11 protein-coding genes are annotated in these 11,692 nt (G+C 56.0%); 8 read left to right on the top strand and 3 right to left on the bottom strand.

Translation table 11 applies throughout. From position 1 onward, the window contains the following. From paaK to AC4OVS_RS11840, 4 genes are all read left to right on the top strand, one after another. Entirely contained in the window at positions 1-1,317 is a 1,317-nt protein-coding gene (gene paaK, locus AC4OVS_RS11855) for a phenylacetate--CoA ligase PaaK (RefSeq protein WP_491922443.1), read from the top strand. A 122-nt stretch (positions 1,318-1,439) separates the two neighbouring features. Beyond that, positions 1,440-2,375, top strand: a complete 936-nt coding sequence (gene paaX / locus AC4OVS_RS11850; RefSeq protein WP_491922442.1) for a phenylacetic acid degradation operon negative regulatory protein PaaX — start codon at positions 1,440-1,442, stop codon at positions 2,373-2,375. A 9-nt stretch (positions 2,376-2,384) separates the two neighbouring features. Beyond that, the gene (gene paaY, locus AC4OVS_RS11845; RefSeq protein ID WP_023300036.1) at positions 2,385-2,990 is read left to right on the top strand and encodes a phenylacetic acid degradation protein PaaY; all 606 of its coding nucleotides are present in this window, start codon (positions 2,385-2,387) and stop codon (positions 2,988-2,990) included. A 179-nt stretch (positions 2,991-3,169) separates the two neighbouring features. Beyond that, positions 3,170-5,167, top strand: a complete 1,998-nt coding sequence (locus tag AC4OVS_RS11840; RefSeq protein WP_491922441.1) for a BCCT family transporter — start codon at positions 3,170-3,172, stop codon at positions 5,165-5,167. 38 nt (positions 5,168-5,205) lie between these two features. On the opposite strand, the gene AC4OVS_RS11835 is transcribed toward AC4OVS_RS11840, so the two are convergent. Next, positions 5,206-5,841 (bottom strand): helix-turn-helix domain-containing protein, encoded by a 636-nt coding sequence (locus AC4OVS_RS11835; protein ID WP_032624309.1) that lies wholly within the window; start codon positions 5,839-5,841, stop codon positions 5,206-5,208. A gap of 203 nt (positions 5,842-6,044) precedes the next feature. Here AC4OVS_RS11835 and AC4OVS_RS11830 point away from each other — a divergent pair, with 203 nt between their 5' ends. Next, entirely contained in the window at positions 6,045-8,021 is a 1,977-nt protein-coding gene (locus AC4OVS_RS11830; RefSeq protein ID WP_022648033.1) for an alkyl/aryl-sulfatase, read from the top strand. A 53-nt stretch (positions 8,022-8,074) separates the two neighbouring features. Here the strand turns inward: AC4OVS_RS11830 and AC4OVS_RS11825 are convergent, their stop codons facing one another. Beyond that, positions 8,075-8,827 carry a hypothetical protein gene (locus AC4OVS_RS11825; protein ID WP_022648034.1) on the bottom strand — a complete coding sequence of 251 codons (753 nt, stop codon included), beginning with the start codon at positions 8,825-8,827 and terminating at the stop codon, positions 8,075-8,077. A 1-nt stretch (position 8,828) separates the two neighbouring features. Then, positions 8,829-9,026, bottom strand: a complete 198-nt coding sequence (locus tag AC4OVS_RS11820; protein WP_022648035.1) for a hypothetical protein — start codon at positions 9,024-9,026, stop codon at positions 8,829-8,831. Positions 9,027-9,284: 258 nt separating this feature from the next. Between AC4OVS_RS11820 and AC4OVS_RS11815 the strand changes: the two genes are divergently transcribed. From AC4OVS_RS11815 to AC4OVS_RS11805, 3 genes are read left to right on the top strand one after another with little or no spacing between them, the layout of a single operon-like run. Further along, positions 9,285-9,719 carry a nuclear transport factor 2 family protein gene (locus tag AC4OVS_RS11815; protein WP_491922440.1) on the top strand — a complete coding sequence of 145 codons (435 nt, stop codon included), beginning with the start codon at positions 9,285-9,287 and terminating at the stop codon, positions 9,717-9,719. Then, the gene (locus tag AC4OVS_RS11810; protein ID WP_126291563.1) at positions 9,716-10,435 is read left to right on the top strand and encodes an SDR family NAD(P)-dependent oxidoreductase; all 720 of its coding nucleotides are present in this window, start codon (positions 9,716-9,718) and stop codon (positions 10,433-10,435) included. Before AC4OVS_RS11815 ends, AC4OVS_RS11810 begins: the two co-directional genes overlap by 4 nt. Continuing rightward, a complete protein-coding gene (locus AC4OVS_RS11805; RefSeq protein ID WP_491922439.1) occupies positions 10,432-11,691 on the top strand; it encodes an NAD(P)/FAD-dependent oxidoreductase in 1,260 nt (419 codons plus the stop codon). Before AC4OVS_RS11810 ends, AC4OVS_RS11805 begins: the two co-directional genes overlap by 4 nt. The last annotated feature ends 1 nt before the right edge of the window (position 11,692 follow it).

Below are 11,692 nucleotides of genomic sequence, written 5' to 3'. Positions count from 1 at the left end.
ATGATAAATACAACAAAGCTTGATCCGATCGAAACCGCGTCCATTGATGAATTGCAGGCGTTGCAGACCGCGCGCCTTAAGTGGACGCTGAACCACGCCTACAACAACGTTCCGATGTACAAACGCAAGTTTGATGCCGCGGGCGTTCACCCTGACGATTTCAACGAGCTGGCGGACCTGCAAAAATTCCCGTGCACCACCAAGCAGGATCTGCGCGACAACTACCCGTTCGATACCTTTGCGGTGCCGATGGAGCAGGTGGTGCGTATTCACGCCTCGTCGGGCACCACCGGAAAGCCGACCGTGGTGGGGTATACCCAGAATGATATCGACAACTGGGCCAATATCGTCGCCCGTTCCCTGCGCGCCGCCGGGGGCAGCGCGAAGGATAAAATTCACGTCGCCTACGGTTACGGGCTCTTCACCGGCGGGCTGGGGGCGCACTACGGTGCAGAGCGTCTGGGGGCGACGGTGATCCCGATGTCCGGCGGCCAGACGGAGAAGCAGGCGCAGCTGATCCGCGATTTCCAGCCGGATATGATCATGGTGACGCCCTCTTACTGCCTGAACCTGATCGAAGAGCTGGAGCGTCAGATGGGCGGTGATGCCAGCGCCTGTTCCCTGCGCGTCGGCGTGTTTGGCGCCGAGCCGTGGACGCAGGCGATGCGCCGCGAAATCGAGAAACGGCTGGGCATTACCGCGCTGGATATCTATGGTCTCTCCGAGGTGATGGGGCCGGGCGTGGCGATGGAGTGTCTTGAAACCGCTGACGGCCCGACCATCTGGGAAGATCACTTCTACCCGGAGATCGTCAACCCGAATGACGGCACGCCGCTGGCCGACGGCGAGCAGGGCGAAATGCTGTTCACCACGCTGACCAAAGAGGCGCTGCCGGTGATCCGCTACCGCACCCGCGACCTGACGCGCCTGCTGCCGGGTACCGCACGCACCATGCGCCGGATGGATCGCATCAGCGGGCGCAGCGACGACATGCTCATCATTCGCGGCGTTAACGTCTTCCCGTCACAGCTGGAAGAGGAGATCGTCAAGTTCGAACATCTTTCGCCGCACTATCAGCTGGAGGTGAACCGCCGCGGGCATCTTGATTCACTTTCGGTGAAGGTCGAGCTGAAACAGAGTAGCTTAACGCTGACGCATGAACAGCGTTGTCAGGTCTGCCATCAGCTGCGTCATCGGATTAAATCGATGGTGGGGATTTCAACCGATGTGATGATCGTTAACTGCGGCAGCATACCGCGATCCGAGGGTAAAGCCTGCCGGGTGTTTGATTTGCGTAAGGTTGCGGCTAACGGATGAGGGATCTACACAAAATAATGTCTGCATCGACGGCCCCCTCTCCCTTGAGGGAGAGGGCTGGGGTGAGGGGGAAACCCCAGATTCCTATGCTATGATTCATCCAGGAAAAAAATAACAACAGAATGAATCACATGAATAAACTTGATGCCTTTATCCAGCACGCAGTCAGCTCTGTTCCCGTCAGCGGAACGTCGCTTATCTCCTCGCTTTATGGCGACGCGCTTTCCCATCGCGGCGGAGAGATCTGGCTCGGCAGTCTGGCGGCCCTGCTGGAAGGGATGGGATTCGGGGAGCGCTTTGTGCGCACCGCGCTGTTTCGCCTCAACAAAGAGGGCTGGCTGGACGTGTCCCGCATTGGCCGCCGCAGCTTTTACCGTCTCAGCGACAAGGGGCTGCGTTTGACCCGACGCGCGGAAAATAAAATCTACCGTGCAGAACTGCCGGCGTGGGATGGTAAATGGCTGCTGCTGCTTTCCGAGGGGCTGGATAAAACCACGCTCGCGGACGTGAAAAAACAGCTCATCTGGCAAGGGTTCGGCACGCTGGCGCCGAGCCTGATGGCCTCGCCGTCGCAGAACCTCGCGGACGTGCAGTCGCTGTTGCATGACGCGGGCGTGGCGGAAAACGTCATTTTCTTTGAAGCTCATTCGCCGCTGGCTTTGTCACGCGCGGCGTTACGATCCCGCGTGGAAGAGTGCTGGCAGTTGACCGAACAAAACGCGATGTACGAAACGTTTATCAACTCGTTCCGTCCGCTGCTGCCGCTGCTGAAAGAGGCGTCGCCCGAGGATTTAACCCCGGAACGCTGCTTTCAGATCCAGCTGTTACTCATTCATTTTTATCGTCGCGTGGTGCTGAAAGATCCGCTGTTGCCGGAGGAGTTACTCCCGGCGCACTGGGCGGGACAGAGCGCGCGACAGCTGTGCATTAACATCTACCAGCGCGTGGCAGCGGGAGCCCTGGCGTTTGTCAGTGAGAAGGGGGAAACCTCCGTCGGCGAGCTGTCCGCGCCCGGCACGCTTTATCACCAGCGTTTTGGTGGTCTGAATATCACATAAGGAGAGGGTATGCCTGTTTATCAAATTGATGGTCTGACGCCGGTCGTGCCTGAAGAGAGCTATGTTCACCCGACCGCGGTGCTGATTGGCGACGTGATCCTCGGCAAAGGTGTTTACGTAGGCCCCAACGCCAGCCTGCGCGGTGATTTTGGCCGGATCGTGGTGAAAGACGGCGCGAACATTCAGGATAACTGCGTGATGCACGGTTTTCCGGAGCAGGACACGGTGGTGGAAGAGGACGGGCATATCGGCCACAGTGCGATCCTGCACGGCTGCATTATCCGCCGTAATGCGCTGGTGGGGATGAATGCGGTGGTGATGGACGGGGCGACGATCGGCGAAAACAGCATCGTCGGGGCGGCGGCGTTTGTGAAGGCCAAAGCGGAAATGCCTGCGAATCACTTAATTCTTGGCAGTCCGGCGAAAGCGATTCGTGAGCTAAGCGCGCAAGAAATAGAGTGGAAAAAGCAGGGCACGCGGGAGTATCAGGTGCTGGTGGATCGCTGTAAGCAGACGCTGCATCAGGTAGAGCCGCTGCGGGAAGAAGAGCCCGGCCGCAAACGGCTGGTATTCGATGAGAACTTACGGCCCAAGTCGGCTGGCCGGGATAATTAACCATTTCTTGCCTGCGAAATAATGCAATGGCATAGGGATGCGTTAACGCGCAACAAATACCCTTTGGGGATAGTGTATAATTGAACGTTTCAGACCTGCATTCATAAAGGGATTTTGTTACCCTGACGCAGATCACGCCTCTCATTCAGAGCGGTCAATGCGTTTATGGAAGACACTATATGAGTGAAAACGACACTATCCCAAAGCAGTCCAAAAGCCAGATTAACAAAGCGGTATTTTACACATCTGCTTTGTTAATTTTCCTTCTTGTCGCCTTTGCCGCGATTTTCCCTGACGTTGCCGATAAAAACTTTAAGCTACTGCAACAGCAAATATTCACCAACGCCAGCTGGTTTTACATTCTTGCCGTCGCGCTGATTTTAATGAGCGTGACGTTCCTCGGCTTGTCCCGCTACGGCGATATTAAACTCGGGCCCGACCACTCCCAGCCTGACTTCAGCTACCACTCCTGGTTCGCGATGCTGTTCTCGGCGGGGATGGGGATCGGCCTGATGTTCTTCGGCGTGGCGGAGCCGGTCATGCACTACCTTTCCCCGCCGGTGGGGACACCTGAAACGGTCGCTGCGGCCAAAGAGGCCATGCGGCTGACATTCTTCCACTGGGGGCTGCACGCCTGGGCTATCTACGCCATCGTTGCGTTGATTCTGGCGTTCTTCAGCTACCGCCACGGCCTGCCTTTGACGCTTCGTTCGGCGCTTTATCCGATTATCGGGGACCGTATTTACGGCCCGATAGGTCATGCGGTGGATATCTTCGCGGTAATCGGCACCGTATTTGGCGTGGCGACCTCGTTAGGCTACGGCGTTTTACAGGTCAATGCCGGGCTGAACCACCTTTTTGACGTACCCATCAACGATACCGTGCAGGTGATCCTGATCGTCCTGATTACCGGGCTGGCGACCATTTCCGTGGTGTCCGGTCTGGACAAAGGCATTCGCATTTTATCAGAGCTCAATCTGGGGCTGGCGGTACTGCTGCTGGTGCTGGTGTTGTGCCTGGGGCCAACCGTACTCCTGCTGAAATCCTTTGTGGAAAATACCGGCGGATACCTGTCCGAGCTGGTGAGCAAGACGTTTAACCTGTACGCTTATGAACCGAAATCCAGCAACTGGCTGGGAGGCTGGACGCTGCTGTACTGGGGCTGGTGGCTGTCCTGGTCGCCGTTTGTCGGGATGTTCATTGCCCGTGTGTCCCGCGGCAGAACCATCCGCGAGTTCGTGACCGGCGTGCTGTTTGTCCCGGCGGGCTTTACCCTGATGTGGATGACGGTGTTCGGCAATAGCGCCATTTACCTCATCATGAACAAGGGAGCGTCCGATCTGGCGAATACCGTCCAGCAGGACGTGGCGCTGGCGCTGTTTAATTTCCTTGAGCATTTCCCGTTCTCTTCCGTGCTGTCATTTATTGCCATGGCGATGGTCATCGTCTTCTTTGTGACCTCAGCCGACTCCGGGGCGATGGTGGTGGATACCCTCGCGTCCGGCGGCGAGGCCAATACCCCCGTCTGGCAGCGCATCTTCTGGGCCGCGCTGATGGGCGTAGTCGCTATCGCGCTGCTGCTCGCGGGCGGACTGAGTGCGCTGCAAACCGTGACTATCGCCAGCGCACTACCGTTCTCGATGATCCTGCTGGTCTCAATCTATGGCCTGCTGAAGGCGCTCCGACGCGATTTGACCAAACGCGAGAGCCTGAGTATGGCCACGATCGCGCCGACAGCGGCCCGTAACCCCATTCCGTGGCAGCGCAGACTGCGTAACATCGCCTACTTACCTAAACGCTCCCTGGTGAAACGCTTTATGGAAGAGGTGATCAAACCGGCCATGGTGCTTGTGCAGGATGAACTGAATAAGCAGGGAACGCAGAGCCATATCAGCGACGCGTCGGACGATCGTATTCGCCTTGAGGTGGATTTAGGCAATGAGCTGAATTTCATTTATGAAGTCAGGCTGCGTGGCTATAACTCGCCGACCTTCGCGCTAGCGGCCATGGAGAATGATGAGAATCAGGCAGAACAGCACCGATACTATCGGGCAGATATCTACCTCAAGGAAGGTGGGCAAAATTACGATGTGATGGGCTGGAACCAGGAGCAGTTAATTAACGATATCCTGGACCAGTATGAAAAACATCTGCACTTCCTGCACCTGGTGCGTTAATCAGCCAGCCCCTGAAGCATTCGCTTCAGGGGCGTAATTTAATACGCCTCCGGCAGCGGACGGTCTATCGACACCAGCTTTCCGCGCTTCATGGTGATATAGCCCCCGGCTTTAAGATCCGCCAGCACGCGAAAGACATGCGTTCGCGACAGGTTAGTGCGCTTGATGATAAACAGCGCCAGACCCTCATTCTCTCCCGTGTGGGTTTCCTGCCGATAAAGATAGCGATAGAGCATGGGTTTAATGGTCTGGTAGCTGGTGACCTGCCTGCGTTCGTTATGCAGGTCGATGGTGAATATCGACATATAGGTCAGTATGGTGGCCAGCGCCTGCATGCGCTCAGGCCCACCCTGGAAAAATATCTGGTCGAAGTCGGCCCAGGATATTCTCACCAGTTTCACCCTGGCACTGCTGCGATATTCATATTTCGCCAGTGGACAATACCTTTCCATTAACCCGATCGGCATATACTCAATAGTATTGCCAATATTCAGCCCATCATCAGGCATTAATATCGTCAGCGACCCTTCAGTACAGAAATAAATATAGCCAGGTTCAACGGTGAGTTTTTTATTTGCGGCAACGGTTAAGACCTCGCCTTCACAAAGCATTTGCGGAAAAAATTGCCCAATATTGAGTTGCTGATAATAGGTATGGATATCCTGAAAATTCACGCTAAGCCTCTCCCCGCAACGTCTGCTATGGTAGCGAGTATAGCAGCAATAGCCCACGGATTACGAATCGATAAATAACCAGTCCCATATGGGACTATGAAGGGAAGGTATTCTGGTTAGAATGGTCCTCAATGAGTTCGCATTAAAATTATCCGCCACAATTAAATATCGCTGGCGGCGCAATTAATCTATGAGGCCATTTAATGAAATTAACGATAATCGCTAAACATCTGGCGCTGGCCGGTGTGTTGACGTCGCTGTCGCTTTCCGCGTTTGCGGAAGTACAGCCGCAGGATGCCACTCCTACAACCCAGCAGGCTAATAACGCCCTGTATAACAAATTACCGTTTGCCGATAAAACCGACTTTGAAAATGCCCATAAAGGCTTTATCGCCCCGCTGCCGCAAAACATGATCAAAGGCGAGCAGGGGAACGTTATCTGGAACCCGGCGAAATATGATTTCGTCAAAGAGGGTGAAAAAGCCCCGGATACGGTTAACCCGAGCCTGTGGCGTCAGTCACAGCTGATCAACATTGGCGGGCTGTTTAAGGTCACCGACGGCGTGTATCAGATCCGTAATCTCGATCTCTCCAACATGACCATCATTGAGGGCGAGAAGGGCATTACCGTTATCGACCCGCTGTTAAGCGCTGAACCGGCGAAAGAAGCGCTGGATCTCTACTATGCAAACCGCGGCAAGAAACCGGTCGTGGCTGTGGTGATCACCCACAGCCACGTTGACCACTATGGCGGTCTGCGCGGCGTGGTTGACGAAGCTGACGTCAAGTCTGGCAAAGTGAAAATCTACGCGCCGGATGGCTTTATGAAAGAGGCGGTTTCCGAAAACATTATGGCCGGAAACGCGATGAGCCGCCGTGCGAGCTATATGTACGGCAACCTGCTGAAGCCGGATGCAAAAGGCCAGGTGGGTGCAGGCCTTGGCACCACCACCTCTGCGGGTACTGTCACCCTCATCCCGCCGACCGACTACATTACCCATACCGGTCAGGAAGAAGTGATCGACGGCTTGACCTACGACTTTATGATGGCGCCGGGTTCAGAAGCTCCGTCGGAGATGCTGTGGTACGTCAAAGAGAAGAAAATGATCGAGGCCGCAGAGGACGTGACCCATACTCTGCACAATACCTACTCCCTGCGCGGCGCGAAAATCCGCGACCCGCTGGCCTGGTCTAAGTACATTAACGCCGCCATTGAGCGCTGGGGCGCGGACGCGGAAGTGATTATTGCGCAGCACCACTGGCCGACCTGGGGTAACGAGAATATCGTCAAGCTGATGAAAGGCCAGCGCGATATGTACCGCTACATCAACGACCAGACCCTGCGTATGGCCAACAAAGGCCTGACTCGCGATGAGATCGCCGCAGAATTTAAGCTGCCGGAATCGCTCGAGAAACAGTGGGCAAGCCGCGGTTACTACGGCTCCGTTAGCCACGACGTCAAAGCCACTTACGTGTTTTATCTCGGCTGGTTCGACGGCAACCCGGCAACCCTCGACGAGCTGCCGCCTGAACAGGCTGCGAAGAAGTTCGTGCAGTACATGGGCGGCGCTGATGCCATCATGCAGAAAGCCAAAGCGGATTATCAGCAGGGTAATTACCGTTGGGTTGCTCAGGTGGTCAGCAAAGTGGTCTTTGCCGATCCTAACAACCAGGCTGCCCGTAATCTGGAAGCCGACGCGCTTGAGCAGTTAGGTTACCAGGCGGAGGCGGGCACCTGGCGTAACTTCTACCTGACCGGCGCGCAAGAACTGCGTAATGGCGTGAAGAAGCTGCCGACGCCGAACACCGCCAGCCCGGATACCGTGCGGGCGATGACCCCGGAAATGTTCTTCGACTACCTGGGTGTGCACATCAACGGGGTGCGTGCCGGTAACGCGAAGGCGGTCTTCAATGTCGATCTCGGTAAGGATGGCGGCAAATACAAGCTGGAACTGGAAAACGGCGTGCTGAACCATACCGCCAACGCGCAGGCGAAGGATGCCGACGCAACTATCGCGCTTGATCGCACCACGCTGAACAACATCATCCTTAAGAAAGAGACGCTGAAGCAGGCGATGGATAAAGGTGACGTGAAGGTGAGTGGAAACGGGGCGAAGCTGGAAGAGATGCTGAGCTACATGGACAAATTTGACTTCTGGTTCAATATCGTAACGCCATAAGTTCAGGTTTCATCCACATAATCCTGGCGCCTTAGAAATAAGGCGCCATTTTTTTATTCACGCATCGCCAGCGCGCTGGCACTTGCCGGATCGAACAGCGAAATACTCTCGATCTGATCAAGCATGATCACCTTACGGAAATCCATAGCGCTTTTTGGCTCTGAGTCGAGCGTAACCTCATGCTCGGCGTACCATTTGCTGTAGTTGTGCTCAATACACAGCTGCATGTTCTCCCCGTCGCGGTAGCCGCTCAGCATCGGGATAAGCACGATATTGGCGGTTTTTTCATACTCCAGCGTGGCGGTATGGATCATGCCAATATAAATTCGCCGCGACTTCAGCGTGACGTGCGCAAGTTCACCTTCCTCCATGCACTGATAGAGCAGTTGTTCAATCCCGCTCGATTGTGCCAGCCGCTTGTAGAGCTTTTTCCGGCCTTCGCCGTCCAGCCGCGCGCTGCCGGCCCAGTTAGAACGATAGAGACAAAACAGGATCGCAAAGGCCAGCATCACCACGACCGGAGCCTGAATCCCTAAAAAGCTCCAGTTCATAAAATCAATTTGCCAGTCGGCGTATTTTGCGGACGTGAAATGGAACGTGTTGTCGGCGGCGGAGAGGGCGAACAACAGCAGCCAGAGCAGGCCGGTGGCGATCACGCCCTGTAAAACGAAAATGCAGCCATACAGCGCCACAAGGAAATAGACATCCCAGCCGAATGAACGCTTAATTTTGAACCGGGTTGAGAGATCGCGGCTGGTGTACCAGTAGCCGCATACCATCAATACCATGAATATTGCCGTTCCCATTTCAGGCCCTCTTCAGCGCGTTGACATGGCGCAGAAAGTCCTGCCGAACCTCGTTACTTTTGTAGTTAACCGAGGCGTTTCCATCCTGATCGATGATGATGCGGTCGCCATCCTCTACGGCTTCGATAATTTCCTGGTGACTCATAACCTGCAACAAGGATTCCGGGCTGGAAAAGAGCGCCATCAGTAAATTTTTCATCGCGTGACATCCTTATGAATTAAAAGGATAAGTCTGGAAGATAAATGGCACCTTTGCCTTAAGGTTATCCCTAAAAAATAACGGCACGGCGGTGAGAATCTGCTTTTGACTCAAATTGGCACCTCAGGGAAAGTTTTTAAAATACTGAATTAAAAGAGGTATAAAAAATATATCTGCACAAACTTGGACAAATAACGCTAATTGTGTAAGTTTTAATTATGCGATTTCGCTACGTTGTTTACAGCCAGGATGTGACCCATGAACACGTTGCCGCCCGTCATCAGTCGATTCGTTGATTATTACGCCACGCTGGATACCCAGCCACCTTCGGCTCTGGCAAAGATTTATCGCGCCGATGCCACGCTTATCGATCCCTTTGGCGAACACAGCGGGTTGTTCGCGATTCAGCGCTATTTCACTCACCTGCTGGCTAACGTCCAGCGGTGCCGCTTTACCGTCGATGCACCCTTGCAGCAGGGCGATCGCTTTGTTGTTACCTGGATGATGCACTGGTCGCACCCGCGTATTGCCCGGGGGGCAATGCGCCAGCTGCCGGGTTGCTCTGTGGTAGACATGCGCGACGATCGCATAGTTCGCCAGCGGGATTACTACGATGCCGGAGAGATGATTTACGAACATCTTCCGGTGCTCGGCTGGGCCGTACGCGGCGTTAAGCGGAGAGTGAAATCATGAAAACGGTTCTGATCACCGGCGCAAGCTCGGGCATAGGGGCCGGGCTGGCGAAATCTTTTGCCGACGATGGCTACCGGGTGATTGCCTGCGGGCGCGATGCGCAACGTCTGGCAGCCGTGCATCAGCACAGCCCCAACATTACGGTGCGCCTGTTCGATATGACAGACAGGGACGCCTGTCGCCAGGCGCTGGCGGACTGTGCTGCCGACACGGTGATTCTTTGCGCCGGAACCTGCGAGTATCTCGATCGCGGCGAGGTGGATGCCGCGCGGGTGGCGCGGGTCATGACCACCAATTTTATGGGGCCGGTAAACTGCCTTGCGGCGTTGCAGCCGCATCTGATATCCGGCAACCGCGTGGTGCTGATCAGTTCGATGGCGCACTGGCTTCACTTCCCGCGAGCCGAAGCCTATGGCGCCTCTAAAGCGGCGTTAACCTGGTTTGCTGAGACGCTGCGCCTCGACTGGGAGCCGAAAGGGATCGCCGTCACGGTCGTTTCACCTGGTTTTGTCGACACGCCGCTGACCCGAAAAAATGATTTCCCGATGCCGGGCCGGGTCAGCGTGGAGGACGCCGTCCATGCCATTCGTCGCGGTCTGGCAAAAGGGAAGGATCATATCGCGTTTCCCGCCGGGTTTAGCCTGGCGCTGCGCCTGCTCTCCGGTCTGCCCGATATACTTCAGCGCGCACTGCTGCGCAGGATGGTGCGACCATGAAGATCGCGATTATCGGCAGCGGTATCGCCGGGTTAACCTGTGCCTGGCGGCTCGCCGGACATCATCAGGTCACGCTGTTTGAAGCGCAGGCCACGCCGGGCGGTCATACCGCAACGGTGGATGTCGACACGCCGCAGGGCAACTTTGCCATCGACACCGGTTTTATTGTCTACAACGACCGCACCTATCCGCGCTTCATGGGGCTGCTGAGCGAACTGGGCATCAGCGGGCAAAAAACGCAGATGAGTTTTTCGGTGCATAACCCGCAGAGCGGGCTGGAGTACAACGGCCACACGCTGACGTCGATGTTCGCCCAGCGTCGTAATCTGTTAAACCCTGCCTTCTGGACGCTGCTGAAGGAGATCGTGCGCTTTAATCGGCTGGCGAGACAGACGCTCCGGGGTGACGTCAGCGAGTCCGCCACGCTGGAGACGTTCCTGCACCAGCACCGCTTCACGCCTTTTTTTGCCCGTCATTACATTCTGCCAATGGGGGCGGCTATCTGGTCATCCTCGCTACAGGAGATGAAACGCTTTCCGCTGCCGCTCTTTTTACGCTTTTTTGAAAACCACGGTCTGCTGGACATTACCCATCGTCCGCAGTGGTACGTGGTGCCGGGCGGCTCCCGGGAGTACATCCGCGCGATGATGGACAAGCTTGGCGATCGCCTGACGCTGCACCTCAATGCGCCGGTGCAGCAGGTTATTCGCCACGATCGCGGGGTTGATATAACGCGTGAGGGCGTAACAGACAACTTTGATCAGGTGATCTTCGCCTGCCACTCCGCTCAGGCGCTGACGATGCTCGCCAGCCCAACGCAGGCTGAACGTGAGGTGCTGGGTGATATCGGCTGGCAGCGTAACGAGGTGGTGCTTCACAGCGATCCGCGCTGGCTGCCGGTGCGCAAGCGCGCGTGGGCGAGCTGGAACTACCGCCTCAGCGAGCAGGATCGGGCCAGCGCCTGCGTCACCTACAACATGAATATTTTGCAGGGACTGCCGCCGGGTAGCCCGCTGTTTTGCGTCACCCTCAACCCGGAAACGCCGGTGGAAGAACGCTATGTGCTGCGCCGCTTTGTCTATGAGCATCCGCTTTTTAACCCGCAAAGCTGGCAAGCCCAGGCCCGGCGTGGCGAAATAAACGGTCGCCAGCGGAGCTGGTTCTGCGGCGCGTACTGGTACAACGGCTTCCACGAAGATGGGGTACGCAGTGCGCTGGATGTGGTAAACGCCATTGCGGCCGGGGAGGGCAACTGAG

This window comes from Enterobacter sp. 4974935 (genome assembly GCF_058661735.1).
This window is presented reverse-complemented; position numbering and strand designations above follow the sequence as displayed.